The 24,745-nt window shown below is 69.7% G+C and carries 28 protein-coding genes; 14 read left to right on the top strand and 14 right to left on the bottom strand.

Annotation, left to right across the window (positions count from 1 at the left end):
- Positions 1-4 precede the first annotated feature (4 nt).
- Positions 5-1,633 carry a regulator gene (locus tag ABZU43_RS11200; RefSeq protein ID WP_355006368.1) on the top strand — a complete coding sequence of 543 codons (1,629 nt, stop codon included), beginning with the start codon at positions 5-7 and terminating at the stop codon, positions 1,631-1,633.
- 81 nt (positions 1,634-1,714) lie between these two features.
- Positions 1,715-2,101, top strand: a complete 387-nt coding sequence (locus ABZU43_RS11195) for an AtzH-like domain-containing protein (protein ID WP_355006367.1) — start codon at positions 1,715-1,717, stop codon at positions 2,099-2,101.
- 61 nt (positions 2,102-2,162) lie between these two features.
- Here ABZU43_RS11195 and ABZU43_RS11190 read toward each other — a convergent pair whose 3' ends face one another.
- The 9 genes from ABZU43_RS11190 to ABZU43_RS11150 all read right to left on the bottom strand — a co-directional run bounded on the left by ABZU43_RS11190 (position 2,163) and on the right by ABZU43_RS11150 (position 10,406).
- Positions 2,163-3,449 carry a ricin-type beta-trefoil lectin domain protein gene (locus ABZU43_RS11190; protein WP_355006466.1) on the bottom strand — a complete coding sequence of 429 codons (1,287 nt, stop codon included), beginning with the start codon at positions 3,447-3,449 and terminating at the stop codon, positions 2,163-2,165.
- Between the two features lie 119 nt (positions 3,450-3,568).
- Positions 3,569-4,930, bottom strand: a complete 1,362-nt coding sequence (locus tag ABZU43_RS11185) for a ricin-type beta-trefoil lectin domain protein (RefSeq protein ID WP_355006366.1) — start codon at positions 4,928-4,930, stop codon at positions 3,569-3,571.
- 276 nt (positions 4,931-5,206) lie between these two features.
- Positions 5,207-5,737 carry a DM13 domain-containing protein gene (locus tag ABZU43_RS11180; protein WP_355006465.1) on the bottom strand — a complete coding sequence of 177 codons (531 nt, stop codon included), beginning with the start codon at positions 5,735-5,737 and terminating at the stop codon, positions 5,207-5,209.
- Between the two features lie 132 nt (positions 5,738-5,869).
- The gene (locus ABZU43_RS11175) at positions 5,870-6,709 is read right to left on the bottom strand and encodes an S-methyl-5'-thioadenosine phosphorylase (RefSeq protein WP_355006365.1); all 840 of its coding nucleotides are present in this window, start codon (positions 6,707-6,709) and stop codon (positions 5,870-5,872) included.
- A gap of 44 nt (positions 6,710-6,753) precedes the next feature.
- A complete protein-coding gene (locus tag ABZU43_RS11170) occupies positions 6,754-7,179 on the bottom strand; it encodes a hypothetical protein (protein WP_355006364.1) in 426 nt (141 codons plus the stop codon).
- On the bottom strand, positions 7,176-8,342 hold the full coding sequence (locus ABZU43_RS11165; RefSeq protein ID WP_355006363.1) for a molybdopterin-dependent oxidoreductase: 1,167 nt from the start codon (positions 8,340-8,342) through the stop codon (positions 7,176-7,178). Before ABZU43_RS11165 ends, ABZU43_RS11170 begins: the two co-directional genes overlap by 4 nt.
- Complete coding sequence (locus ABZU43_RS11160; RefSeq protein WP_355006464.1) at positions 8,339-8,926, bottom strand: class I SAM-dependent methyltransferase; 588 nt, start codon at positions 8,924-8,926, stop codon at positions 8,339-8,341. Before ABZU43_RS11160 ends, ABZU43_RS11165 begins: the two co-directional genes overlap by 4 nt.
- 125 nt (positions 8,927-9,051) lie before the next feature.
- A complete protein-coding gene (locus ABZU43_RS11155) occupies positions 9,052-9,732 on the bottom strand; it encodes a DUF2064 domain-containing protein (RefSeq protein ID WP_355006362.1) in 681 nt (226 codons plus the stop codon).
- Entirely contained in the window at positions 9,729-10,406 is a 678-nt protein-coding gene (locus tag ABZU43_RS11150; RefSeq protein WP_355006361.1) for a glycosyltransferase family 2 protein, read from the bottom strand. The genes ABZU43_RS11155 and ABZU43_RS11150 overlap by 4 nt, the downstream gene beginning before the upstream one ends.
- Before the next feature lie 147 nt (positions 10,407-10,553).
- On the opposite strand from ABZU43_RS11150, the gene ABZU43_RS11145 reads away from it, so the two are divergent.
- Complete coding sequence (locus ABZU43_RS11145; RefSeq protein WP_355006360.1) at positions 10,554-11,918, top strand: hypothetical protein; 1,365 nt, start codon at positions 10,554-10,556, stop codon at positions 11,916-11,918.
- Here the strand turns inward: ABZU43_RS11145 and ABZU43_RS11140 are convergent.
- Complete coding sequence (locus ABZU43_RS11140) at positions 11,890-12,969, bottom strand: NAD-dependent epimerase/dehydratase family protein (protein WP_355006359.1); 1,080 nt, start codon at positions 12,967-12,969, stop codon at positions 11,890-11,892. The genes ABZU43_RS11145 and ABZU43_RS11140 overlap by 29 nt on opposite strands.
- A 159-nt stretch (positions 12,970-13,128) precedes the next feature.
- Between ABZU43_RS11140 and ABZU43_RS11135 the strand changes: the two genes are divergently transcribed.
- The 8 genes from ABZU43_RS11135 (at position 13,129) to ABZU43_RS11100 (ending at position 17,817) form a co-directional block, all read left to right on the top strand.
- Positions 13,129-13,824, top strand: coding sequence for a response regulator transcription factor (locus tag ABZU43_RS11135; RefSeq protein WP_355006358.1), 696 nt, complete (start codon positions 13,129-13,131; stop codon positions 13,822-13,824).
- A complete protein-coding gene (locus ABZU43_RS11130; protein ID WP_355006357.1) occupies positions 13,817-14,833 on the top strand; it encodes an ATP-binding protein in 1,017 nt (338 codons plus the stop codon). The genes ABZU43_RS11135 and ABZU43_RS11130 overlap by 8 nt, the downstream gene beginning before the upstream one ends.
- Before the next feature lie 147 nt (positions 14,834-14,980).
- Positions 14,981-15,400 (top strand): YbaB/EbfC family nucleoid-associated protein, encoded by a 420-nt coding sequence (locus tag ABZU43_RS11125; RefSeq protein WP_355006356.1) that lies wholly within the window; start codon positions 14,981-14,983, stop codon positions 15,398-15,400.
- Positions 15,397-15,720, top strand: coding sequence for a hypothetical protein (locus ABZU43_RS11120; protein WP_355006355.1), 324 nt, complete (start codon positions 15,397-15,399; stop codon positions 15,718-15,720). Before ABZU43_RS11125 ends, ABZU43_RS11120 begins: the two co-directional genes overlap by 4 nt.
- 4 nt (positions 15,721-15,724) lie before the next feature.
- Positions 15,725-16,219 (top strand): hypothetical protein, encoded by a 495-nt coding sequence (locus tag ABZU43_RS11115; RefSeq protein WP_355006354.1) that lies wholly within the window; start codon positions 15,725-15,727, stop codon positions 16,217-16,219.
- Positions 16,212-16,742 (top strand): endonuclease, encoded by a 531-nt coding sequence (locus ABZU43_RS11110; RefSeq protein ID WP_355006353.1) that lies wholly within the window; start codon positions 16,212-16,214, stop codon positions 16,740-16,742. Before ABZU43_RS11115 ends, ABZU43_RS11110 begins: the two co-directional genes overlap by 8 nt.
- Positions 16,739-17,281 carry an SUKH-4 family immunity protein gene (locus ABZU43_RS11105; RefSeq protein WP_355006352.1) on the top strand — a complete coding sequence of 181 codons (543 nt, stop codon included), beginning with the start codon at positions 16,739-16,741 and terminating at the stop codon, positions 17,279-17,281. The genes ABZU43_RS11110 and ABZU43_RS11105 overlap by 4 nt, the downstream gene beginning before the upstream one ends.
- Positions 17,278-17,817: an SUKH-4 family immunity protein gene (locus ABZU43_RS11100; RefSeq protein WP_355006351.1), complete on the top strand. Its 540-nt coding sequence runs from the start codon at positions 17,278-17,280 to the stop codon at positions 17,815-17,817. Before ABZU43_RS11105 ends, ABZU43_RS11100 begins: the two co-directional genes overlap by 4 nt.
- A 50-nt stretch (positions 17,818-17,867) precedes the next feature.
- Here the strand turns inward: ABZU43_RS11100 and ABZU43_RS11095 are convergent, their stop codons facing one another.
- Together ABZU43_RS11095 and ABZU43_RS11090 are read right to left on the bottom strand one after the other, a co-directional pair.
- Positions 17,868-18,470, bottom strand: coding sequence for a GNAT family protein (locus ABZU43_RS11095; protein WP_355006350.1), 603 nt, complete (start codon positions 18,468-18,470; stop codon positions 17,868-17,870).
- 90 nt (positions 18,471-18,560) lie between these two features.
- Positions 18,561-19,091 (bottom strand): GNAT family N-acetyltransferase, encoded by a 531-nt coding sequence (locus ABZU43_RS11090; RefSeq protein WP_355006349.1) that lies wholly within the window; start codon positions 19,089-19,091, stop codon positions 18,561-18,563.
- A 135-nt stretch (positions 19,092-19,226) separates the two neighbouring features.
- Here ABZU43_RS11090 and ABZU43_RS11085 point away from each other — a divergent pair, with 135 nt between their 5' ends.
- Entirely contained in the window at positions 19,227-20,102 is an 876-nt protein-coding gene (locus ABZU43_RS11085) for an endonuclease/exonuclease/phosphatase family protein (protein WP_355006348.1), read from the top strand.
- A 19-nt stretch (positions 20,103-20,121) separates the two neighbouring features.
- Here the strand turns inward: ABZU43_RS11085 and ABZU43_RS11080 are convergent, their stop codons facing one another.
- Positions 20,122-20,721 (bottom strand): GNAT family protein, encoded by a 600-nt coding sequence (locus ABZU43_RS11080; protein ID WP_355006347.1) that lies wholly within the window; start codon positions 20,719-20,721, stop codon positions 20,122-20,124.
- A 70-nt stretch (positions 20,722-20,791) separates the two neighbouring features.
- Positions 20,792-21,751 carry a helix-turn-helix domain-containing protein gene (locus tag ABZU43_RS11075; protein WP_355006346.1) on the bottom strand — a complete coding sequence of 320 codons (960 nt, stop codon included), beginning with the start codon at positions 21,749-21,751 and terminating at the stop codon, positions 20,792-20,794.
- Between the two features lie 58 nt (positions 21,752-21,809).
- Between ABZU43_RS11075 and ABZU43_RS11070 the strand changes: the two genes are divergently transcribed.
- Both ABZU43_RS11070 and ABZU43_RS11065 read left to right on the top strand, forming a co-directional pair.
- A complete protein-coding gene (locus ABZU43_RS11070; protein ID WP_355006345.1) occupies positions 21,810-23,093 on the top strand; it encodes an MFS transporter in 1,284 nt (427 codons plus the stop codon).
- A gap of 266 nt (positions 23,094-23,359) precedes the next feature.
- Entirely contained in the window at positions 23,360-24,736 is a 1,377-nt protein-coding gene (locus ABZU43_RS11065; RefSeq protein ID WP_355006344.1) for a family 43 glycosylhydrolase, read from the top strand.
- The last annotated feature ends 9 nt before the right edge of the window (positions 24,737-24,745 follow it).

Here is a 24,745-nt window from a genome sequence, read left to right as displayed (position 1 = left end):
AGTCATGGTCTCGACCAAACCAACAAGCGTCGCGCTGCCGTACTGGGTCCGCGGCGACACCAACGCGTTCTTCGGATTCGGCGTCAACGTCCTTGTCAACGTGCTCACCCTGACCGGGCTCTGCCTCGCCGTGGTGAACCTCCCCGAGGGGGAGGTGTTCGGCACCATCCTGCCGGCACTGGGCATCGCCCTGGTCGCCGGAAACATCTACTACACCTACCTGGCCCGCCGGCTGGCTCGACGGGAGAACCGCACCGACGTGACCGCCCTGCCGTACGGGCCGAGCGTGCCGCACATGTTCATCGTCATCTTCGTCATCATGCTCCCCATCTACCTGCGCACCCAGGATCCGGTGCGGGCCTGGGAGGCCGGGCTGGCGTGGGCCTTCATCATCGGCGTGATCGTGCTGATCGGCGCGTTCGTCGGGCCGTACATCCGCCGGTACGCGCCACGGGCCGCGCTGCTCGGCACCCTTGCGGGAATCTCCATCACGTTCATCTCGATGAACCCCGCCGGGCAGATGTGGCGGATGGCCTGGGTCGCCCTGCCGGTCCTCGCGCTGCTGCTGATCGGGTTGTTGACCGACGTGAAGTTGCCGTTCAACTTCCCGATCGGACTCGCGGCACTGCTGCTCGGTACCGCGATCGGTTGGGCCGGCGGTGCGATGTCGGTGCCGGACGTCACGGCCGCCGCCCGGGACATCGCGATCGCCGTGCCCTCGTTCAAGCTGGACCTGCTCTTCGCCGGGCTGGTCGACATGGCGCCTCTGCTGGCGACGGCGATCCCGCTCGGTGTCTACAACTTCACCGAGGGAATGACGAACGTGGAGAGCGCGGCCACCGCGGGGGACAACTACAACCTGCGCAGCGTGCTGCTCGCCGATGGCGCGGGTGCGGTGATCGGGGCCGCGCTCGGCTCGCCGTTCCCACCGGCCGTCTATGTCGGTCACCCGGGTTGGAAGGCCGCGGGTGGACGCAGCGGTTACTCGATGGCGACCGGTGTGGTGATCGCGTTGCTCTGCTTCCTCGGCATGTTCGGGCTGCTCGGCGCGATCTTCCCGACGGCGGCGATCGTGCCGATTCTGCTCTACATCGGGTTGCTGATCGGGGCGCAGGCGTTCCAGGCGACCCCCAGGGCGCACGCCGCCGCAGTGGTCGCCGCGCTGATTCCGAACATCGCCGCCTGGGCGACCGGGCAGATCGACAACGCTCTGGCGGCGGCGGGCACCACCGCCGCGGCGGTCGGCGACGATGCGCTCAACGGCGCTGGCGTGATCTACGACGGGCTTCTGGTGCTGGGTCAGGGTGCGATCCTCGCCGGCCTGGTGCTCGGCGCGGTGGTGGTCTTCATCATCGACAAGCGGTTCGTTCGGGCCGCGATCTTCGCCGGCTCCGGTGCACTGTTGTCGTTCATCGGGTTGATCCACGGAGAACGGATCGAGTGGAACGCCAACGGCCAGGTGGCGCTCGGCTACCTGTTCGTCGCGGTGATCTGTGTGGTCTTCGCGCTGGGCCGCCCCACGCCCCGCGAGCCCGGCCCGGAGGAGGTCGAGCCGGACGTGGAACCGGGTCGGGTCGGGCCGATCACCGATCGGTCAGCGGATGAGCAGCGGACGTCGGCCCTGAGCGGGTGAGCCGGCCGGCCCGGTCGGGGCGTCACGGCTCCCGACCGGCCCGGGAAGTTCCTGACCGAACGGATCGAAGGGACGTACCGCATGGAGATCGACCGGACGGACGTGGCCGCCGAGGTGGCGGCGGCCTTCACCGCCTATGAGCAGGCGCTGGCAGCTGGCGACGCCGACCTGATCTGCGGGTACTTCTGGGATTCCGAGCGGACCGTACGGTTCGGCCTCACCGACCATCAGTACGGGCTTGACGAGCAGCGCAAGTGGCGCGCGGCGCAGCCACCGTTGCCGGCCGGTCGCCGGCTGGTCGACCCGATCATCACCACGTTCGGCCCGGACCTGGCGGTGGTGACAACCCGATTCGGGTACGACGGCACCGCCACGACCGGGCGGCAGACCCAGACCTGGGTACGCCTGCCCGTCGGCTGGCGGATCGTCACCGCGCACGTTTCCGTCTCGTCCGCGGCCACCGACTGACGGAGTACGCGCCGCCCGGGACAGGACCCGGGCGGCGCGTACTCCGACGTGGCGCGCGGTACTAGTTGCGCCTGCTCCACTGCTGGTTGGCGCCGCCGTGGCAGGCCCAGAGGTGAAGTTGTGTCCCGTTGGCGGTGCCGGATGCGACGGCGTCGAGGCACAGCCCCGACTGGGCGCCGGTGATGGTGCCGTTGGAATTCAGGTTCCACTGTTGGTTGGCTTGGCCGTTGCAGTCCCAGATGATGACCGCGGTGCCGTTGCTGCTGCCCGCTCCGCTGGCGTCCAGGCACTTGTTGCCGTACACGGTCAGCGTGCGGTTGGCGGTGTAGGTCCAACGCTGGTTGGTGCCACCGTGACAGTCCCACAGTTGCGGACGAGCACCGTTCGTCGTGCTCGAGTTGGGAATGTCGATGCACCGGTTGGCCGGGCTGCTGGCGATCAGCACGTTCTGCTGACCGGGCGGCGGGGTCGACGGCGGGGGAGTGGTGGGCGGCACTGTGGACCCGAACTGGGCGAAGAAGTTCCAGACCTCCTGCTTGACCCAGCTCCGTGCGCCGCTCTCACAGCCGGCGCAACCGTCCACCGGGCCCTGCTGGTGGCCGCCGTCGAAGGCGGCCCAGAGCACCGGGTATCCGGCCTGGCAGGAGTACGCGGTGGTGATGTGGGTCAGGCTGCCAGCCCTCGGCTCGGGCGGGCTCTGTGCGGCGCATCCGTTGTTGCGGACGAACCTGTCGCGCAGCGAGCGTCCGCTGGGAATGTTGTCGTTGATGCCGTGGATCCCCAGGTACGCGACCGGTCCGGTGCCGCCGCTGCATCCGCTGATCGCCCCCGGTGCCGCGATTGCCGCGACCGCACGGAACACCGTCGGCCGGGAACACGCCAACGAGTAGCTCATCGCGCCGCCGTAGCTGAACCCGACCGAGAAGCGTTGTGTGGTGTCGACGCAGAGAGCGTTGTCGATCATGCGGATCATGTCGTCGGTGAAGGTGACGTCTTCACCGTTGGAGTTGCCCCAGCCGTTGTTGAGGCCCTGCGGGGCGACGAAGATGGTGCTGTTGTTCGCCTGCGACTGCATGCCGTAGTAGGCCCACGCCGCACCGTCGCTTCCGCCCGACGCGACCTGACTGGCGGTGCCGCCCAGCCAGTGGAACCCGAAGGCCAGCCGGTGGGCGTAGGTGTTGTTGTAGGTGTCCGGCAGTCGAAGGATGAAACTACGGCTCTTCCCACCGCTCTGGATGGTGTGGGTGCCGCTGTTCAGCCCGGGCGCCTTGCCGCAGCCGGCGGTGGTGGCCGCCGCCGCCGGTGCGACGGTCGTGAGAACGTACATTCCGACGGCGATCAGAACCATGACCGCCATGGCTGCCCCCAGCCAGGGGCCGGAGAGTTTGCGAAGCGGCACGGTTGCGCCTCCCTGCGGGTCGTTGAACATTCGTTGGACCGGTCCCCTCTGCGGGAACCTCGTCGGGCTCAACTCCGGCTCCAGCGTTGGTTGGCCGCGCCGGTGCAGTCGGAGATCTGCACGCGCGTGCCGTTGGCCGTGCCGTTGCCGACCGGGTTCAGGCAGCGGCCCGAACCAACTCCGGTGATCGAGCCGTCGGCGTTGAACCGCCACTTCTGGTTGGACTGGCCGTTGCAGTCCCAAATGATCACCGAGCTGCCGTTCGCGGTGCTGGCGCCGTTGACGTCGAGGCACTTGCCGCCAAAGACGCGCAGTTCCTGGGCGGCGGTCGAGGTCCAGCTCTGGTTGCTCTGACCGTGGCAGTCCCAGATGATCGCCGCCGCGCCATTGGTCTGCGAGGCGCCGTTGACGTCGAGGCACCGTCCGGAGGACGTGCTGCGCAGGGGCGACGTGTCGCTCGGCGGCGGGGTGGTCGGCGGGGGGGTGGTCGGCGGCGACGTGGGATCGGTGCCACCGAACTGGGTGAAGAACCTCCACACCTCGCCCTTGGTCCAGGTCCTGGCGCCGCTGTCGCCGCCGCCGTCCACCGGGCCGGGGGTGTGCCCGCCGTCGAAGGCCGCCCAGACCACCGGATAGCCGGACCGGCAGCCGGAGTAGGTCGTGGTGATGTGGGTCAGACTGCCCGCCCTCGGTTCGGGTGGGCTCTGGGCGGTGCACCCGTTGTTCCGGACGAACGTGTCACGCAGGGACCGTCCGGCGGAGATGTTGAGCACCGAGTCCCCGATGCCGTGGATCCCCATGTACGCGACCGGCTGGGTGCCGCCGCTGCACCCGCTGAGCTGCCCACCGGAGTAGACCGCGACAGCGCGGAAGACACCCGGCCGGGAACAGGCCAGCGAGTAGCTCATGCCCCCGCCGTAGCTGAAACCGAGCGCGAAGCGCTGGGTGGTCTCGACACACAGATCGGCCTCGATCAGGCTGATCATGTTGTCCACGAAGGTGACGTCCTGGCCGCCGGGGTTGGCCCAGCCGTTCCCGTTGCCCTGGGGTGCGACGAAGATCGTGCTGTTGTTCGCCTGCTGCCGCAGTCCGTAGTAGGACCAGGCCGCCCCGTCGGACCCGCCGCCGTCGACGTCGTTCGCGGTGCCGCCGTTCCAGTGGAACCCGAAGATTAACCGGTAGGGGTGGTTCCTGTCGTAGTTGTCCGGGATCCTCAGGATGAAGCTGCGGTTCTGGCCGTTGCTCTGAATGGACCGCTGGCCACTGGTCAACGTGGGCGCCTTGCCGCACCCGGCGGTCGCCGCGGCCGCTCCGATGTCCGCAGCCGACGCGGTGGTGCCCAGACCACCGGCCAGTGCCCCTGCGCTCACGGTCACGACGACGGCCGCCGCCGTCGCGAGCAATCCAAGGATGGGTCTACGTCTTGTCATGAAGGGGCTCCCGCCATTCGGCACGAACTGGTTGAAAGGGGTCCACGGCCGACCGGCTCATCGACGCAGGTTTTCGCCGCTGGTCTCGCCGCCCGCGCGGGACCACTCGGCAATCGATTCGACAGTGGTCACCTCGTGCGCCCAAACATCACGAGACCGTTCGACCGACGGTGCCGGAGCACCTGGCTCGGCGTCGAATCGATTCGTTCCGACGCTAGATCGCGCAGTGAAAGATGTCAATGCCGTGTCCGGCAGGTTGCGGGCCGGTCGGGTCGGTCAGGCGCTTGCGAGATCGGCCGCGCCGAAGGAGACCGCGAACCGCTTGCACCAGATGGAGACGCTCCGGAAGTCACCCGGATCCACCGACGCCGGTAGCTCGTACACCTGGTTGCCCTTGTTGCCCTTGAGCTTGGCCAGCTCGACCCATTCGCCGTCGTCGAACACCCGCCAGCCAGCCGTGCCCCGGATGACCGGTTGGTCGGTCAGCCACACCCGCAGGTCCGGGCCGTTCGACGTGTCCAGGTCGCGGATGACGAGCTGGTGGCGCCCGTCGGCGAGCCGGTGGATCTCGGCACTGCCGGTCGTCCGGTGCTCATGGGTGACGAACTCGCCGGCGGTCAGGATCTCGTTCGCCGCCGGGGTGGCTGCCGACGCCGCAGGGGTTGGGGTGGCTGCCGACGCCGTCGGGGCCGGGCTCGCGGACACCGGGGTCGGGGTGACAGATGTCGTCGCGGCGCCGGGAACAGCCTCGTCGACGTAGGTGTCGGTGAAGAGCTTCCACGGCTGGAACCAGTACAGGGCCAGCATCGACACGACGACAGCGCAGGCGAGACCGGCTCGGACCACCGGCGACCGGAACATCCGTTTTCCCATCACCGCAGCGTACGGCCGCAGCCGCCGTCGAACCGTTCGCGAACCATTTCGGAACCCTTACGACGGTCACCCCTGCGTATCTGCCAGCGCCTGTCCGCACCGGCAGGCGCCCTGGTCCTCCGGCAACGTCTGCACCGCGTCGCCGAGCAGGAGGCGCAGGCGCTCGATGTTCCGGGCGAAGACCGTGAACACCTCCTGCTGAGTCACGCCCTGACCGACCTCCACGCCCGAGTCGAGATCGGTCACCAGGGACAGCGCGGTGTAACACAGTGCCAGTTCGCGGGCCAACACCGCCTCCGGGTGACCGGTCATGCCGACGACCGACCAGCCCTGCCGGCCGTACCACAGCGATTCGGCGCGGGTGGAGAACCGGGGCCCCTCGATGACGACCATCGTTCCGCCTGCGACCGGCTGCCAACCAGCGGATCGGGCGGCGTCGAGGGCCGTGGATCGTCCGACCGGACAGTAGGGGTCGGCGAAGGGAACGTGAACGACCGGAGCGGGAGTTCCGTCCGCGCGCGGCTGTCCGTCGTAGTAGGTCTGCTCCCGGCCGCTGGTCCGGTCGACCAGTTGGTCCGGTACGACGAGGGTCCCCGGGCCCAGATCCGGTCGCAGGCCGCCCACGGCGCCCGGCGCGAGCACCTGGCGGACGCCGAGTGCGCGCAGCGCCCACAGGTTGGCCCGGTAGTTGATGCGGTGTGGGGGGAGGGTGTGCCGGCGTCCGTGGCGGGGCAGGAACACCACCGGCCGGCCGGCGACACTCCCGACGAACAGCGTGTCGCTCGGCGGCCCGTACGGTGTGTCGACGGTGACCTCGGCGACGTCGTCGAGGAACTCGTAGAACCCGGATCCGCCGATCACGCCGATCGGCGGGCGACCGGTCGTGCTGATGTCTCCTGCTGACATGTGTACCTCTCCTGGGCAAACGGTGAAGAACGGCTGGGGTCGACTCAGCGACGCTGGGCTCGTCGGCCCGCGACACGTCTGTCGACAGTGGTGGCGACGACCAGGACGACCACGATCGCGGCCCAGAGCACAGCTAGTCCGACAGCGAGCCCCAGCGGGTAGTCGCGGTCCGGGAGGCCCGGGTTCGGCGGCGCCGAGGGTGGTCGCCACAGCAGGGGCACGGCGATCAGCAGCAACGTGGCGGTGGCGAGCAGACCCGCGGCGATCCACGCCAGGCGCAGCCGGTTCCTCACCAGTCTGCCCAGCGCCAGTCCGACCAGTCCGACCAGCGGCGCCACCAGGACGTCGTGCAGCACCGGGCCGCCGATCAGCCACGGCAGGGCGGTGCCGAGCTGGGGGAGGAGCAACCAACCGCCGTACGCGGTGGCCGCGGCACCGACCACGAACAGGAGCAGCCGGACGGTCCTCACCGCAACACCTCCAGCCGTGCCACCCACTTGGTCTGCAAAACGCCCGGCCGGCTCGGCGCGATGAGTCGGCAGGGGTAACCGTGGTCGGGAGACAGTTGCTCGCCGTTGATCCGCAGAGCGAGCAGGGTCAGCGGGTCGCGGGCATGGGCCGCAGGGAGTGTGCTGGCCGCGTACAGGCCGTCGGTTTCCAGTGAGCTGACCCGAACCGGTCGGCCGGTCGGTGCGCCGGCCCGGCGCAGCAACTCGACGACGGGCACGCCGGTCCAGTGGGCCGACGCGCTCCAGCCCTCGACACAGGCGATCGGCAGTTCTGCCGTCAGTTGCGGCAGGGCCGCCAGGTCTGCCAGGGACAGGCTGCCCCGCCCGCCCGGCCAGGCGATCTCCAGTCGCCAGTCCGGGGGAACGGCGATGTGCGCGGCAGCCGCCGTACGGTTGATCGGTACGCCCTGCGGCCCGGACGCGGAACGCCACGCCAGCGGCGACACCCGACGTAGCCACGGCACGGTGACCCCGGCGGTGGCCAGCACGGCGATGCCGGCGACGCCCGCCGAGGTACGCAGGAACGCCCGTCGCTCGGACGAGTCCCGGTCGTCTTCACCCGGTGTCGCAGCCCGTACCGCTCTGCCGCGCCGCAGTGGGGTACCCAGCGCCGCGCGTGCGATCGGGAGCTTCACCGCGACGTGCAGCAGCATCGCGCCCGCCACCAGCCAGGCGACCGCGTAGTGCGCCGTCGGGAAGAAGAATCCCCACGGGTACGACTGGGCGACGTTGAACAGGCCCGTGACCAGTTCGAAGAACGCGGCGCAGACCAGCACCAGGACGGAGATCCGTTCGAGGGTGTGGACGGACAACCGGATCGGCTGACGTATGGGCGGGCGGACGAACAGCCGGGGGTAGACGCTCCACAGCTTGGCCAGCAGCAACGGGATCGCGGCGACACCGGAGAGCACGTGAACGCCCTGGGTGACCCGGTACAGGTTGACCGGTCGGGTCGGCCAGGTGAACCAGCCTGGCGGGTGCTGGATGTAGTGACTCAGCAGCCCGGTGCCGAAACACAGCCCGAACGCCACCCCGAGCCAGAGACCGAGCCGCGCGGCGACCAGCGGTGAGTGCGAGGGCGCTGTGAAGTCCTCGGGTACGGGGACGCGGGGCCGGCGGATCATGAGCGCGCCAACTCGGCGAACCAGCGTGGACCGAACCGGAAACGGTCGACGACCCGCAGGCCGGCAGCGGCGGCGGCCCGGGCCACCGCCTCCGACCCGACCCGCGCCCAGCGGAACACCGGTCCGCGCGGCTCCCGATCGCCGGACGACCCGGACACGACGTACGCCTTCCCCTGCCACAGCCCGGCCCCCGGGCGTTCCACCTCGACCACCAGCGTTCCGTCGGCGGCAATCAGGGTGCCGCACCGGCGCAGCAGGCGGACCGGGTCGCCACCGATGCCGATGTTGCCGTCGATGAGCAGGGCGTGCGCCCACCTCCCCTCCCCAGGAAGGGGTTCGAAGACGTCGCGTCGCAGGGCGACCACCCCTCGGTCCTGGGTCAGACGTACCGCCTCGGCGGAGATGTCCACCCCCAGTGCGACGAGGCCGCGGCGAGCGAGCGCCATCGTCACCCGCCCGGGGCCGCAGCCGAGATCGATCGTGGGCCCGGTGCAGCGTGCGGCGACGGACTCGATGGCCGGCTCGGGCGGCCCGTGCCATCGCCGTACCGGTAACAGGTCACGTCGCCCGTCGGTGTGCACCAGCCAATGGTCGGGTTGGGTAGCAGGCCGCCTCGGGCCGACCGGCGTGCCGTCGGCGTCATGATCGGCGGACCACCCGCCGAGTCTGCCCAGCACCACGTCGAAACCGTCGAGACTGACAGTCGAACTCACCGGGGGTGTCCGCTCAGCAGATGGCCGCCCACCGACGCGACGGCATCCGCGAACCGGGTGCCGGGTAGGTCGGCCGCGACCGCCAACGCCGTCGACCAGTCGTCGACATCCCGCTGCACGGGCAGGATCGCCGGTTGTACGCCGTGCCCGCGCAGCGCGGCGAGGGTGCGGCGCCCGGTGTCGTCGGTCGACATGGGTACCTCGCGTAACGCGCTCGCGTACCTCGAATCGCGTAACCCGAGCGCCCACCAGCCGCCGTCCAGCGCCGGCCCGAACACCGCCTCGTGTTCGGCGAGCCGGTCCAGCGCGGTGCTGAGCAGAGCCGGCCCGATCTGCGGGGTGTCCATGCCGATCTGCAGCACCGGTCGCCCCGGAAATGCGGTAGCGGTGTCGGCGTGGGCGTTCGCGAGGCGGTCGGCGAACGTGTCGCCCCGTTGCGGAAGCAGGTGCCAACCCGCCAACGCGGCGGTCAGCTCCGCGCTGTACTCGGCATCGGCGAACCGACCGGTGTGGGCCAACACGGGAATGGTCGAGGCGGTGGCCCGCACCGCCGCGAGGGTGTCCAACAGCGACGCCGAAGCGATCCGGGCCGCCTGGGTGGGATCGGCGGGCGGGCAGAGGCGCGTCTTGGCCTGCCCGGGGACCGGTGCCTTCGCGACCAGGAGCAGGACGTTCACCGGCCACCACCGGCGTCGGCGCGCAGCACTCCGGCGAAGTCCCGGGTCGCCCGCAGCGTGCCCCGGACCGACCCGGAGACCTTCGACCTGGTGCCGGCGGCGCGGGGCGCGTACGCGACGTCCAGTTCGAGGATCCGCCAGCCCGCTCCGGCCGCGCGCAGCAGCAACTCCAGGGGGTAGCCGAACGCGCGGTCCTCGACACCGAGGCCCAGCAGCGCCGCCCGGCGGGCCACCCGGATCGGGCTGATGTCGTACACCGGCACCCCGCGACGCCGCAGCAGGGCGGCAACCACAGCGTTCCCGGCTCGGGCATGCCATGGCCAGGCATCCGCCGAGACCGGCCGACGCCGCCCGACGGCGAGATCGGCCCGCCCGCCGTGCACCGCCGAGACGAGCCTGGGCAACTCGGCCGGGTCGAACGAGCCGTCCGCGTCGAGCACGCAGACCAGATCCGCCTCCGCCGCCAGCAGACCGGCGTGCACCGCCGCTCCGTACCCGCGTCGAGGCTCGTGGACGACCCGGGCCCCATGCTCGGCCGCGACGACCGGTGAACCGTCGATGGAGCCGTTGTCGACCACGATGGCGTGGTAGCCGGGCGGTAGCCCGCTCAGTACGGCAGGCAGTGCGGCCGCCTCGTTCAGACACGGCAGCACCACGTCGATCGTTGTGTGCATACCGGCGACGCTAGGCCCGTCACCGGCCGTCGGGACCGTGGTTCGTCCTTACGAATCGCTTACACGGCAACGGATCTTACGACTCGCTGACGTATCACCTTCGGACAATCGAATGCCTGGTGGGAGGCCGTAAGGTCGGCCGTCACCATGACCATGATGACCCGCCCGGGACGAACCCGGTCCGCCGACCTGATCGTCCTCGGCGTCGAGGTGGCAGTGCTCGCCGTCGCTGTCGCCGTCGGCGCTCTGCTCAACCATCAGGGCGTACGGCTGCACGCCGACGCGGCGCCGCTCTACGCGAGTTGGCAGCCCCATCTGGGCCCCGGTACCCCCGCCGCGTTGCTCGTCGCGGCGCTGTTCGTCTGGCGGGGCGTGCGCTGGGCGACCGACACGTCGTGGCCGCGGCTGCTGGCGGTCGGCTATCTCGCCTCGCTGCTCTGGACGCTGTCGCTGGCCCTTGTGGACGGCTGGTCCGCGGGGTTGACCGAGCGGCTCACAGTGCAGGCCGAGTACCTGCACGAGGTGCCCCGGGTGACGGACGTCGGCATCATGCTGTCCGGCTTCGCCGACCGCATCCTCGACTTCCAGCCCGATTCGTGGTCCACCCACGCTGCCGCTCATCCACCGGGGGCGTTGCTGTTCTTCGTCTGGCTGGAGCGGATCGGCCTGGGCGGCGGGACCGCCGCCGGGCTCGCCTGCGTGCTGCTCGGTGCCACGGTGTCGGTGTCGGTTCCGGTGACGCTGCGGGCACTCGGCGTCGAGGACGCGGCCCGGGCGGTGTTGCCGTTCCTGGTGCTCCTGCCGGGGGCGGTCTGGGTGGGCGCGTCCGCGGACGGGATCTTCGCCGCGGTGGTCGCGGCCGGGTTGGCGCTGCTGGCGGTGGGTGGTCGACCAGGTGCCGCACTGGGCGGGTTGCTCCTCGGCTTCGCGCTCTACCTGTCGTACGGGTTCGTCCTGGTCGGGATGCTCGCGTTGACGGTGGTACTGCTCCGGGCGCGGGACCGCCTCGGAGTGCTCCTGGTCGCGGCGACGGCGGTCGCGGCCGTCGTCGCCGTGTTCACCCTGGCCGGCTTCTGGTGGCTGGACGGCTACCACCTGGTGGCGCGTCGCTACTACCAGGGTTGGGCGGCGGAGCGTCCGTACGGTTACTGGGTCTGGGCGAATCTGGCGGCCCTGCTGCTCTCGGCCGGCCCGGTGGTCGGGCCGGCGCTGCGGCGGGCGGTGGCCGCCGTGCCGATCCACGCACCGCACCCACCGCTCGCCACGACACTCAGGCAGCGGATCGTCAGCGCCGGACCCACCGTGTGGTTGCCCGTCGCGGCGACGGCGGCGGTGCTCGCGGCGGACCTGTCCGGGCTCAGCAAGGCCGAGGTCGAACGGATCTGGCTACCGTTCGCCGTCTGGCTGCTGGTCGCGACCGCGCACCTGCCCCACGGTCACCGACGGTGGTGGTTGGCCGCCCAGGCCGCCACGGCTCTCGCCGTCAACCACCTGCTGTGGACCGTGTCGTGACCGATGCCGGATCCCGCATCACCGCGTTGGTGAAGTCGGCGACCCCGGCGGCGAAGCCGACCCGGGCGGTGAAGCCAAGCATCCGGACGGCGCGCGCCGGATCGGCCACGACGTGCCGTACGTCCGCCGCCCGTCCGCCCCCGACCGTGACCGGCGCTGGCCCGCCCATCGCCGACGCCAGCTCGTGGGCCAACTCGCCGACGGTGTGCGGTTCGCCCGAGCAGACGTTGATCGGGGTCAGGGGATCCGGCGCCGGTGTCGTGAGGGCCAGCAGATTGGCCGCGGCCACGTCGGTCACGTGGACGAAGTCGCGCCGCTGCCGGCCGTCCTCCAGCACCCGGGGCGGTCGTCCGGCGGCAAGGGCCGAGCGGAAGATCGACGCGACCCCCGAATACGGGGTGTCGCGGGGCATTCGCGGACCGTAGACGTTGTGATAGCGCAGGGCCCACACCGATCCGCCGGTCTGCCGGGCCCAGGCACCGGCGAGGTGTTCCTGGGCCAGCTTGGTGGCGGCGTACGTGCTGTGCGGCTCCAGCGGCGCGTCCTCGGGCACGAGACCGGGGGAGAGCGCCTGATCGCAGCGAGGGCAGGTCGGCTCGTACCGGCCCTCGGCCAGGTCGACCACCCGGCGGTCGGCAGGCCGGACGATGCCGTGGGTGGGGCAGTGGTAGCGGCCCTCGCCGTAGACCACCATCGAGCTGGCCAGCACCAGTCGGCGCACCCCGGCGGTGTGCATCGCCGCGAGGAGGGTGGCCGTGCCGAGGTCGTTGTGCGCGGCGTACCGGGGGGCGTCGGCGGGGTCGAGGCCATGGCCGACCATGGCTGCCTGATGGCAGACCGCGTCAACCCCGGTCAGTAGCCGGGTCAGCAGTTCGTTGTCGCGGACGTCGCCGACCACCAGGTCGTGCCGCTGGGTCCATGGCGGCGCCGTCGCAGCGTGCGCCTCGGGCAGGAGCGCGTCCACCGCCACCACCTCGTGCCCGTCGTCGCTGAGCAGGTCGGCGATGTGTGAGCCGATGAACCCGGCCGCACCGGTGACAAGGATCCGCATTCCGGTCACCGTATGACCCCACGTACGCCTGGGCGGGTTTCCGCGTCCAGCCGTAAGAAGCTCACAAGGTTTGCTGGTCCGGGTGGACTCTGCCGCGTGGCTAGGCTGGGCCGATGGACATCTGGGGGAGACGTTGACGGGGCGGAACGGGGAAGGCCCGTGACGCAGCGCGTGCTGGTGGTCGACGACGACCAGACCGTGAGCGACGTCATCCGTCGTTACCTCGAGAACGACGGCTTCCAGGTGAGCCTCGCGGCGGACGGTGCGGCGGCACTGGCGGCCGTGGAGCGGCAGGCGCCAGACCTGGTCGTGCTCGATTTGATGCTGCCGTTGATCAGCGGCCTGGAGGTGTGTCGGGCGCTGCGGGTACGGCCGGACGGCGTACCCATCGTCATGCTCACCGCGCGCGGCGACGAAGCCGACCGGATCCTCGGGCTGCAACTCGGCGCGGACGACTACCTGACCAAGCCCTTCTCACCCCGGGAACTGGTGCTGCGGGTCCGTTCGGTGCTTCGTCGCGCCGGCGGTGGGATTCCACCGGAGCGGCCGGAGGCGCTCACCGACGGCAACCTGGTGGTGCACACGGCCTCCCGAACCGCAGGCCTCGCCGGTGCGGATCTGGCCCTGACGTTGCGCGAATTCGACCTGCTCGTCCACCTCATGCGGCATCCCTCCCGGGTCTTCGGCCGGGCCGAACTTCTTGAGCAGGTCTGGGGCTGGAACTTCGGGGACCACTCCACAGTGACAGTGCACGTACGCCGGCTGCGCGAGAAGATCGAGGCCAACCCCGCCGATCCGCGGCGGATCGTGACCGTCTGGGGCGTCGGCTACCGGTACGAGCCAGCCAGTGCGTGACATCGTCCTGATCTTCGCGATCGCCCTCGGCGCGGCACTCGGCATCGGGCTCGCCGGTGCGGTGGTGCTCCGCGCCCTGCGACGCAGCTCGATCACCGTGCACCTCAACGTGCTGCTCACCACCACTGTGGTCGCCGTCGCCGTCGGGGTGATGGCGGTCGCGGAAGCGATGTTCCTCTCCGCGCACGACAGTGAGGTGGTCCTGATCACCGTCGCGGCGGCAGCGGTGGTCAGCCTCGCCGTCGGCGGGCACTTCGGCCGGCGACTGGCTCGCGCCGCGGTCTGGCGCGACCAGGCCCGGGAGCGGGAACGGCAACTGGAGAAGGGCAGGCGCGACCTGGTCGCCTGGGTCTCCCACGACCTGCGGACCCCGCTCGCCGGGCTGAGGGCCATGGCCGAGGCGCTGGAGGACCGGGTGGTTCGTGATCCGGACACTGTCGACGAGTACCACCGACGCATCCGACTGGAGACCGACCGGATGACCCGACTCGTCGACGACCTGTTCGAGCTGTCCCGGATCAACGCGGGAGCGTTGCGGTTGTCGTTGACGGCGGTGCCGCTCGGAGAGGTGGTCTCGGACGCGCTGGCCAGCACCACCCCGTTGGCCGACGCTCGCCGGATCAAGCTGATCGCCAGCGAGTCGGGGTGGCCCACGGTTGCCGCGAGCGAACCGGAGTTGGCCCGGGTCGTGGCCAACCTGCTGCTCAACGCGGTCCGCTACACCCCGGAGGACGGCACCGTACGCATCGAAGCCGGCCGGGAGGAGGACCACGCCTGGTTGTCGGTCGCCGACACCTGTGGCGGCATTCCCCCGGCCGACCTTCCCCGCCTGTTCGACATCGCGTTCCGTGGTGAGCCGGCCCGCACGCCCGGCCCCGGCGACGGTGGGGCGTCCGGAGGGCTCGGCCTGGCCATCGTTCATGGTCTGGTGGAGGCGCACGGCGGTCGGGTCGAGGTGCGCAACACCCCGGACGGCTGCCAGTTCATGGTCCGCCTGGCGACCGCCTGAGACAACGTCTCGCTCTCCGGTGGCCCACCGCCGCCAGCGCGGTCTCGGTCAGCACCCGCACGTCGGGCGCACCGCCTAGCGGGTCTACACGATTTGCCGGATCTGACTACGCTTTCCACTGTCTTGGAGGCGATCGATGGAGGGCGCATGTCGGTGAATGAGCCGGCGAGCGGGGAGTTCGCTCGCATGCTGGACGCGACGGTCGGCGCGTTGCGCGCCGCCGGCACTGCGCCGGAGGACGAGGAGGCCGCGCGCCTGCGTCGGCTCGGTGAGTCCGCCGAGGGGCAGGTCCGCGCCGAGTTCGGCGCTGATGGCCGGTTGGAGTCGCTGACGCTGGACCCACGGATGATGCGACTCGGCTCGGCCGAGGTCTGCGACCACGTGATCGAGGCCGTGAACGCGGCAATCGACTCGATGCGCGGCGGCCCAGCCGTGGCCTCCGGCGACCTGTCGCAGCTCACCGAGCAGCTGGAACAGGTTCGTGACACTGCCGTGCCGCGGCTCGGTGCGTTCCTCCAGGCGCTCACCGACGCGCAGGAGCGGATGGCCCGAGGAGGCACCCGGTGAACGGGTTCGAGGTCGATCCGGCGCTGCTGCGTTCTGGCGGCGACGAGGTCATCGGCGCCGCCGAACGCTTCATCGGCCAGCTGGAGAGCTTCGAGGCGCAGATGCAGGGGTACGGCGAGCCGTGGGGCGCCGACGACATCGGCTCGCTCATCGGCATCGCGTACACGGAGGCGTCCACCTGGGTCCTGGACTGCATCGGCGTCGCCGCCGAGGAGATCGGCTCGGCCGGCAGCGACCTGACCAAGATGGCCGACAACTACGAGTCGGTCGAGGAAGCCTCCGCAGGCGCGCTGCGGGACATCCAGGGAATGCTGGGGTGACGGCATGGGGCTCCAACTGCCCGGCGAGCTGATCACGGCACTCAGCTGGATCGGCTACACCTGGCCCGAGGCCGACGAGGAAAAGCTGTTCGAGATGGGCCAGGCCTGGTTGGACTTCTCCGGCACGGTCGCCGAGGCCTCCGGGCAGGCCGGAACGGCTGCGGCGGCGATCTGGTCGCAGCACCAGGGCGAGTCGATGCAGGCGTTCCAGAAGTGGTGGGCCAACCCGGAGAGCGGTCCCGGAACCCTCTCGGACTACTCCCAGGCCGCGATGCTGATTGGCACCGGCCTGATCATCGCCGCCGCGATCGTGCTCGCGCTGAAGATCCAGGTGATAGTGCAGCTGGCGATCCTCGCCTTCGCCGTGGCGCAGGCGATCGCCACCGCCGTCGTCACGTTCGGCGCATCGCTGGCCGAGGTTCCGATCTTCCAGATGATCACGCGGGAGATCGTGGGCCTGTTGATCGACCAGGTGATTCAGGAGCTCCTCGATGCCTAGCAGGGCGCCGAAGAGTTCGAAGAAGCGCGGCGGCGCGGCCAAGCCGAAGGTCGGCAAGGGCGTCCGGGCAGCGGTGAAGAAGGCCGCCGCGAAGCCGGTGGTGCGCAACAACAGCCTGCCCGAGGTCACGATCAAGGTGCAACGCAAGCCGTTCCACGCGCGCGGCCAGTTCGACCGCAAGATGAACGCGCTGAAGAAGCTCAGCGACGAGGGCAAGCTGTTCAAGCAGGCGAACCCGGTCGCTCGGGACAAGAAGATCACGGCCGACTACAAGAAGCGCATTCGACAGAAGATCTTCGACAAGTACTGGCCCCACGACAAGAAGTTGGCGAACGCCCTCGCCGCGCGACTCCGTAAGCAACAGCCGGACCATGTGTGGGAGCTGCAACTTGGCGGCGCCGACGACGTTAGTAATCTGAAGCTCCTGCACGGTCAGACAAACTGGGATGTCGGAGGGCAAATCTGGCAACAGATCAAGAACCTGCCCGACGGCACACCGATCCGAATAGAGGTAGTGGATTGAACCCCGAGCTGCGGGAGCTCATCGCGGAGCTGCGTACCGACCTGGAAGCGGACCAGCCGGCGACGCTGGCGTGGGCCCAAATCAACGAGGGCGCTCCGGCCGACCAGATTCCCGCCGAGCTGCCGCAGCCGGTCCGGGAGCTGCTGGGGACCGCCAACGGCATCCTGGCCGGCGCGTTCGACCTGCCCGCTGTCGCGGATCTCGACGACATCCAGTACTACCTCGAGCAGATGCCCGAGTTCACCGGCGTCGCCGACGAACCCGCCGAGTGGCTGGTCATCGGCACACTGAACGACGAGCCGCTGCTGATGCGACGCGACACCGGCGCGGTCTGGTACTTCCCGGCGGAGACCACCGACGAGTGGTTCATGCGTGAGATGTTCCTCGACGTCGCGCCGGACCTCGACTCGTTCCTCGCCTACTACGTCTTCGGCGCCGGTTACGGCGAAGTCGGCTTCGACGACGACGAGTGGCGGGGCTTCCTCGACGAGCACGGTCTCACCACGCCCGGTGACGATGACGAGGAGGCGGACGATTGACCGCGACACATGAGGAGCTCACGGCGCTCTGGGGCGCCGATGGGATGATCTACTTCCCGGTCGACCGGTTCGACGACGTCCTCGGCCCGCTGACGCCAGAGGTCTTCCCGCCGTTCGGGGCCATCCCGGTCGACGTGCCGATCCTGTTCACCGTCGACGTCGACGTGTCCGGCTTGGAGTTGTTCTCCAAGCTGAAGATCGAGATCGGCGAGGCCAGCCCGCGCATCCACATCGTCCTCGGCAGCTCACCCGAGGACCTGCAGCTGCTCTTCTGCCTCGACGCGCTGACCGGCGCCGTCGTGTTGCTGGACCTGGAGACCCCCAACTTCGAGGCGGTCAACGCGACCTTCGCGGCCTTCGTCGAGTTCCTCTACCGGCTCGGAGGGCTCATCGCCACGGACCCGGGCGGTCGGGCCCGCGCTGCCCGCGCCGCCGCGATCCGCGAGGAACTGATGGGCGTCGACTCGTCCGCGTTCGCCGACCCGAAGTCGTGGTGGAGCATGGCCTTCGATCAGCTGGAGTCCACCAGCGGCTAGCCTTCTCGCCGCCGCCACCACGCGGGTCGTCCAACCGTGACGCCGTAGGTTCACTGCGCTCGCGGCACCGGCATGGACGCGGCCGGGTGCTCCGGCGGTGGTCCCTCTCGATGCCGTGCCTCGGCGAGGAGGGCGTACGTGTAGCCGTCGACCCAGCCCAGTTCGGCGTGCCAGGAATCGCCGATGCCGTGCTGTTCACGACGCATGCCGACCTTCTCGAGGATTCGCACCGAGGCGAGGTTGTCCGCGAAGCAACCGGCGGTGATTCTCCGAACGCCCAGCCGGTCGAATGCGTACGCCACCACAGCGGTCACGGCCTCGGTCGCGTACCCGTTTCCGCCGTAGGCTGGATCGAAGATGTAGCCCAGGTGGGCCTCGGTCCGTGGTGGCATGCCTGGTTGACCCATGCCGTCGACGACGTCGAGCGAGACGGTGCCGATCACCACGCCGTCGAGGGTGGCCGCCATGCTGTGGTCGTCGGGGTCCGCGGCCGCGCGTCGCCATGCCGCGCGGAAGGACGCAGGGTCGACCTGCGTACGGAGTAGCCAGCGCGTGACCTGCGGCAGGTTGCGGTACTTCAGGATCCGGTCGATGTCCTCGTCCCGCACCGGGCGAAGCTCGAGGCGTTCAGTACGTACTGTGGTGTTCGCCATGAGGCGGGACGCTAGTGGACGCAGCCGGGCGAGACGCCCGAATATCGCTCCGATGGCCCGCCCCACCCTCGGTGGCAGACGGCGCGGGGCTCAGTCGACCCGTTGGGCCAGCACCTGCCCCGGCCAGGATCCAACCAGGAAGGTTTCGGTGGGTGTGAACCCGTGGCGCTCGTAGTACGCCACCAACTCGCCACCGCCGCCCGCCCAGCAGTCGACCCGTAGCAGTCGCACGCCGGCTTGCCGGGTTTCCTCGACGGCGTGCGCCAACAGGGCCGACCCGAGTTTCCGGCCGGCGAATCGTCGGTTGGAGACCAGGAGGCGGACGAACCGCTCCGGTTCTTCCGCAGGCGAGATCGGCACCCGGGGGTCGGGCCCCGAATCCAACACGAGGGCTGCGGCCGGCGTCCCGTCCACCTCCGCGATGTACGGGAGGCTCTCGGTCAGGTACCGGTCGACCTGTTCAACCCTCTCGGGCTTCTCCGAGAACGACGTCGTGCCCCACTGCTCGGTGTTGCCGCGGTCGTTCATCCAGACCACCGCGGAGTCGAGCATGTCCAGTACGGCAGGTGCGTCGGCCGGGCCACCGTGTCTGATGCGTACGCCGCGGGTGGTGTCGTCCATGGCCGAATGGTAATCCGATGACTGGTCGACCCAGGTCTGTCGATGCTTCGTCACCGGTTGTTCGGCGTCGCGTCGGCTCGAATCGATAGTGTCCGTTGGCCGGCCACCGCCGGCGGTCCACGCGGAGGGGAATCGATGCGCAGGACAACGATCTGGTCGGCCCGCGCGCTGGGCGCACTCGTGAGCGCGCTCGCGCTGGGGGTGGCCCTGCTGCCGGCGGCCCCGGCGACCGCCGCGAGCGTGACCTTCAGGGCGGCGACGTTGAACATCTACTACGGGTTGAGCCAGGCCGACTTCGCACAGGATCTGAACCTGATCGCGTCCAAGGCTGACCTCGTCGGGCTCAACGAGGTCGGAAACCGCAAGACGTACCTGGAGAACTGGGCCGCCGACAACGGCTGGTGGTTGTACGCGCCGGGCGGCACCAACCAGGCCGGCGAGGCGCTGATCGCCAAGAAGAGCATGTTCGACGTACTCGACAAGGGCTCGATCTTCGTCTGCGACACCAACGGTCCGGGGGAGGTGCCGCCCGCGCGGTACAACAACTGGGTGAAGTACCGGCACAAGGCCAGTGGCCGCAACGTCACCCACATCAACGCCCACGCGGTGGCCAGCATCGAGACCGCCGGCCAGCCGCAGGACCTACCGCGCACCCGGTGCGCCGAGGCGCAGTTCCAGGGCCTCAAGGATCTGGCGGTCAACAAGCAGGCCGAGGGTCAGGTCATCGTGAGCGGTGACCTCAACGTCGACTTCAGCGCCGACCGGAGCTTCGGGTACGCGAAGTTCCCGTGGCAGGTCTTCGAAGCCAACGAGCTGCCGAACCTGCGCTCCACCTACAACCTCTACGGGGAGAAGGGCACCGGAACGCACGGCAACCGGCACATCGACTACGTCTACTTCTGGAAGCGGTTGCCCGAGTACCAGCTGATGTGGATGACCGGTTACGACATCGTCGGCGGCACCAACTCCGACCACAACGGAGTCGTCGCGACGTTCTCCGTCCAGAGCTGACGCCTTCGGCCTTCGCCGGCTACGAGTCGCGGCGCTCCGGATGCCCCCGGTGCGCCGCCCACTCGGGCGCGAGGATCGACATCACAGTGGCGTCGACCCAGTCGTCACCGTCGCGCAGGACCTGCCGCAGCACACCCTCGGCAACGAAGCCGACCTTCTCGTACACCCGGCGGGCCCGGGGGTTGAAGGCGAACACCTCCAGCGAGATGCGGTGCAGGTCGAGGCTCTCGAAGCCGTAGCCGACGACCAGGCGTACCGCCTCGGTGCCCAGGCCACGGTCACGGCCGGCGGCGGTGAGCAGGGTGCGGAAGTTGCAGTTCCGGTTGTCGGGGGCCCAGTCGTTGAGGACCACCTCGCCGACGCAGGCCCCGGTGGCGCGGTCCACGACCGCCAGGTCGAGGCGGTCGGTCTGGGCGTTGCGGCTGCCGTACCAGGACCGCATCCGCTCCTCGTCGGGAGCGTCGTCGACCGGGCTGCCGGTCAGCCGGGCCACCTCGGGGTCGGCCACCGCCGCCCGGAAAGTGTCCAGGTCGTCGTCGACGAAGGGCCGCAGGATCACCCGCTCACCGGTGAGGGTGGGCTTGATCGAGAAGTCGGGGGTCGCCTGTCCGCTGGGCATCGACTGATCGTCGGCGTGGCACCCGACCCAGGCAACCGGTTTCCGGATGCCGGCCGGCGGGCGTCGAGAGTCAGGACGACGACGTTCCGGCCACGAGCGCCCGAGCCGTATCCGTCCACCAGTAGAGGACTTCCCGGCCCGACCGGCGCTTGTGCAGCAGGCCGGCTTCCGTCAGTACGCGCAGGTGGCCACCGACCGTGCCGAGCGGCAGTCCGGTCGCGGCGACCACGCCCGTGGTGCTGACCGGCTCGGCCGCCTGCACCAGAACTCGGCTTCGTGCGTTCCCGAGCAGGCTGCGGAGAGGATCCGGTGTCGTCGGAGTCGCCTCGGTGAAGATTCCGGCTACCGGATAGACGATTCCGAAGCGGTCGGGCAACCTCCAGGAGATCCAGCCTCCCCGGCAGTGGGCAGCGAAGAACGTCAGCGTCCCGCCCCGTACGTCGGACGGTGGGTAAGGCCGCTCCTCGACCTGCAGCCGGCCGTCGCCGAGCCAGCGCAGGCCCGGCCGCATGTCGTTGATGACGCCAGACCACCCTTCCCTGCCCAGCCGGGAGATCCGGGACACCACGTCGGCACGCAGCACCGATTGCCGGCGCGGCCAGTCGGCCTCGATCGTGTGACGCCATACCCAGCGCAACAGGTCGGCCGTCCGGCTCGCCAACCCGGTAGCGCGTAAACCCGGGGCCAGCGGGGCACGAACGTGGGCCAGATCCGCACGGATCCGGTCGTCCGGCAACGACTCCAGTTCTAGGAGTTCGTCATCCAGCGTCATGTCCGGATGGGCCGCAGGCACCGTCAGGAAGTCAGCCATCCAGGTAGAGGACATTGCGTGCGCCACGATGGCTGCGGTCACCGGGTCGCCGTCGAGATAGCCCAGGAAGGCTTCGACGTGCCGGTCTCTCCAACCCCGATGCCATGGAAGCGGTTGACCTCGGCGCAGGATATTGAGCGCCGCCAACGTCTCGGTGAGCTGCGACGTGCCGAAACGCGCCTGCGCCATCACTTCGGCGTCGAGCAGGAACACCGCCATGTTTCGCCCCCAGTCGAAACTCTAGGGAGGCGTCGCGGGATGTCGCAAGCTCCCGGCCATGCACAACGACACTCGACCGGGCGACCCGACGACTGTGAGCGCGCGGAACTTCAGGGCTCTGTGGGCCGGTGCCGCGGTCACCAACCTGGCTGACGGCGTCGTCAAACTGACCTTGCCTCTGGTGGCCGTCTCGATGACGGACTCCCCGGCGTTGGTTGCCGGTGCCACCCTGGCCAACACCCTGCCCTGGTTGTTGTTCTCACTGCCCGCCGGCGCCCTCGCCGACCGGGTGGACCGTCGACGCCTCATCATGATGATGGCCGCCGCGCGCGCCCTCGTCCTCGCCGTGCTCGTGGGTGTCATCCTCGCGAGCACTCTTCCGCTGGTCGGCCTGTACGTGGGGGCGCTGCTCCTCGGCACCGCCGAGGTTTTCGCCGACACAACCCGGATGTCGGTCGTGCCGATGGTCATACCCCGCAACCGCATGGAGTCCGCGTTCGCGAAGTTGACCGCGACCGAGACTGCGGCCAATGAGTTCATCGGGCCTCCTCTGGGCGGGCTGCTGGCCGCCGCTGGACTGGCCGTCGCGCTCGGCGCCGGTGGGATCGGCTACGCGGGCGCGCTGCTCGCGCTGGCAGTCATGACCGGTCATTACCGCGGCACCGGGTACCTGAGGCCGGCAACGAACGCCTGGGGACTTCGTGCCGACATCCGGGAGGGCATCCGGTACGTGTGGCAGGCAAGAATCCTGCGGACCCTGCTGCTGGTGGCCGGCGCAGCGAGTGGATGCTGGGCGGCCTGGATGGCGGTCGTCGTCGTCTACGCGATCACACCCGGACCGATGAACCTGAACCGCGCGGAGTACGGACTGCTGATCGGTGCCCTGGGAGTGGGCGGCGTCGTGGGAGCCTCCGCAGCACCCGCCCTCACCCGTTGGCTGGGGCGGCCGTTCCTGCTCGCCGCGTCAATGGCCAGCTTCGCCGTCCTGCTGGCGGCCCCGGCGATCACCTCGTCCCCCCGGCTGATCGCCGTGACGACCATCCTGGGCGGCGTCGGCTCCGGCGCGTGGAACGTCACCTACAGCGCGCTGCGCGCACTCGTCGTGCCCGACGAGATGATGGGACGCTACAGCGGCGTCAGTCGCCTGACCAGCTGGGGATCAATGCCGCTCGGGGCCTTGGTAGCCGGCCTCACCGCAGAGCTGATCAGCGTGCGAGCGGTCTTCTGGGGCGGAGCGGCTGTCTGCGCCCTTGCTTTCGGGGCGACGGTACGGACCGTCACATCTCCCGAGTTTCGACAGGTGGAAGCCGGCACGCAAGAGCGACCGTGGTCGATCTCTTGACACCCGTCGATGCGATCGCTAACACTTATCCGCAACGCGACCTTAACGAGCCGAACACATTGTGCCTGTAGCGGGTAAATGCACTACCGGGTTCTGTGTGGGAACGTCGCTCGCCGATAGCCGCCAGGGTCTGAGGCCAACTTCGGCACTCAGTGTTAACGCTCACAGGCGTGATCTTCACGAAGGAGGCTGGGCTCTTGATGCCACGGCGTGCGGCGGCGACATGGCCGTCGGGAGCATCGACCAGGCGTCTACGGTCCCTCCTCGTGCTCTCCGCCGTGGCCGCCGCTGCTGTCGTGGTGGTGGCCGACGGGTCGGCGCACGCCGCCACACTGCCGACCGGCGCCGTCTCGCTGGAGGCGGTCAACCAAGCCGGACGGTACGTACGCCACATCGACTACCTCGGGCAGCTCGATCCGGTGACCTCCGCCAGCGCCAACCAGACAAAGCTCGACGCCACCTTCACCGTGGTCAACGGCCTGGCGTCGCCGGCCTGCTACTCCTTCCAGACGAAGGCTGGCTTGTTCCTGCGGCACCGCGACTACCGGCTGAGGGTCGACCCGAACACCGGCGACGCGTCATTCCGGGCCGACGCCACCTTCTGCGCTGTGGACGGCTCGGTCAGCGCTTCGGTGGCGCTCGCCTCGTACAACTACCCGACCCGGCGGATCCGGCACCGCGACTTCGCCCTCTGGCTCGACGCCTACCAGGACACGGCCGCCTTCCGGGCGGACAGCTCCTTCCGCCTCGTCGCGCCCTGGTCACCCAGGACCACCAAGGGGCCGGTGATCCCGGGCCTCTTCGCCGACCCGCACATCGTCGTGTTCAACGGCCGCTACTACCTGTACCCGACCACCGACGGCTACGCGAGCTGGGCCGGCACCTACTACAAGGCGTTCTCCTCCACCGACCTGGTCACCTGGACCGACCACGGCGTGATCCTCGACCACGGACCGGACGTGTCCTGGGCGGACAATTCGGCCTGGGCACCGGCGGTGGCCAGCGCCAACGGCCGCTACTACCTGTACTTCAGCGGTGGCGCGGCCAGCGGCAATACCGCCAAACAGCTCGGCGTGGCGGTAGCCGACAGCCCCACCGGGCCGTTCCGGGACGCCCTGGGCCGACCGCTGATCCGCAGCGACCAGTTCTCCGGCGGGCAGACGATCGACCCGATGGTGTTCACCGACGACGACGGGCGGTCCTACCTGTACTGGGGGCAGGGCGTCGCGCGAGCGGTGCGGTTGAACGCCGACATGGTCTCCTTCGACGCGGCGCAGGCGCGGGTCATCACCCCGTCGGGCTACAACGAGGCGCCGTTCGTGTTCAAGCGCAACGGTCTGTACTACTTCATGTGGTCGGAGAACGACACGCGCAGCGAGGACTACCGGGTCGCCTACGCCACCGGCTCCTCACCCCTCGGGCCGTGGACGAAGCGCGGCGTGGCGCTGCGGAAGCGCCTCGACGTGGGCATCAAGGGCACCGGCCACCACTCCGTGGTCCGGGCTCCCGGCAGCGACACCTGGTACATCGCCTACCACCGGTTCGCTGTTCCGGCCGGCAACGGCACCAACCGCGAGACCGCCATCGACCGGATGGAGTTCAACACCGACGGCACCATCCGTCCCGTCGTACCGGCCCTGTAGCTGACCGGT

The sequence above is a fragment of the Micromonospora sp. NPDC005205 genome (assembly GCF_040608275.1).
Lineage (GTDB): Bacteria > Actinomycetota > Actinomycetes > Mycobacteriales > Micromonosporaceae > Micromonospora.
This window is presented reverse-complemented; position numbering and strand designations above follow the sequence as displayed.

What these genes read in the sequence shown, in the direction of transcription:
- ABZU43_RS11200 (WP_355006368.1), top strand. Translation starts at nt 5, where the DNA reads ATGGTCTCGACCAAACCAACAAGCGTCGCGCTGCCGTACTGGGTCCGC.
- ABZU43_RS11195 (WP_355006367.1), top strand. Translation starts at nt 1,715, where the DNA reads ATGGAGATCGACCGGACGGACGTGGCCGCCGAGGTGGCGGCGGCCTTC.
- ABZU43_RS11190 (WP_355006466.1), bottom strand. Translation starts at nt 3,449, where the DNA reads ATGGTTCTGATCGCCGTCGGAATGTACGTTCTCACGACCGTCGCACCG.
- ABZU43_RS11185 (WP_355006366.1), bottom strand. Translation starts at nt 4,930, where the DNA reads ATGACAAGACGTAGACCCATCCTTGGATTGCTCGCGACGGCGGCGGCC.
- ABZU43_RS11180 (WP_355006465.1), bottom strand. Translation starts at nt 5,737, where the DNA reads ATGCTGGCCCTGTACTGGTTCCAGCCGTGGAAGCTCTTCACCGACACC.
- ABZU43_RS11175 (WP_355006365.1), bottom strand. Translation starts at nt 6,709, where the DNA reads ATGTCAGCAGGAGACATCAGCACGACCGGTCGCCCGCCGATCGGCGTG.
- ABZU43_RS11165 (WP_355006363.1), bottom strand. Translation starts at nt 8,342, where the DNA reads ATGATCCGCCGGCCCCGCGTCCCCGTACCCGAGGACTTCACAGCGCCC.
- ABZU43_RS11150 (WP_355006361.1), bottom strand. Translation starts at nt 10,406, where the DNA reads ATGCACACAACGATCGACGTGGTGCTGCCGTGTCTGAACGAGGCGGCC.
- ABZU43_RS11145 (WP_355006360.1), top strand. Translation starts at nt 10,554, where the DNA reads ATGACCATGATGACCCGCCCGGGACGAACCCGGTCCGCCGACCTGATC.
- ABZU43_RS11140 (WP_355006359.1), bottom strand. Translation starts at nt 12,969, where the DNA reads ATGCGGATCCTTGTCACCGGTGCGGCCGGGTTCATCGGCTCACACATC.
- ABZU43_RS11125 (WP_355006356.1), top strand. Translation starts at nt 14,981, where the DNA reads ATGTCGGTGAATGAGCCGGCGAGCGGGGAGTTCGCTCGCATGCTGGAC.
- ABZU43_RS11115 (WP_355006354.1), top strand. Translation starts at nt 15,725, where the DNA reads ATGGGGCTCCAACTGCCCGGCGAGCTGATCACGGCACTCAGCTGGATC.
- ABZU43_RS11110 (WP_355006353.1), top strand. Translation starts at nt 16,212, where the DNA reads ATGCCTAGCAGGGCGCCGAAGAGTTCGAAGAAGCGCGGCGGCGCGGCC.
- ABZU43_RS11095 (WP_355006350.1), bottom strand. Translation starts at nt 18,470, where the DNA reads ATGGCGAACACCACAGTACGTACTGAACGCCTCGAGCTTCGCCCGGTG.
- ABZU43_RS11090 (WP_355006349.1), bottom strand. Translation starts at nt 19,091, where the DNA reads ATGGACGACACCACCCGCGGCGTACGCATCAGACACGGTGGCCCGGCC.
- ABZU43_RS11085 (WP_355006348.1), top strand. Translation starts at nt 19,227, where the DNA reads ATGCGCAGGACAACGATCTGGTCGGCCCGCGCGCTGGGCGCACTCGTG.
- ABZU43_RS11080 (WP_355006347.1), bottom strand. Translation starts at nt 20,721, where the DNA reads ATGCCCAGCGGACAGGCGACCCCCGACTTCTCGATCAAGCCCACCCTC.
- ABZU43_RS11075 (WP_355006346.1), bottom strand. Translation starts at nt 21,751, where the DNA reads ATGGCGGTGTTCCTGCTCGACGCCGAAGTGATGGCGCAGGCGCGTTTC.
- ABZU43_RS11070 (WP_355006345.1), top strand. Translation starts at nt 21,810, where the DNA reads ATGCACAACGACACTCGACCGGGCGACCCGACGACTGTGAGCGCGCGG.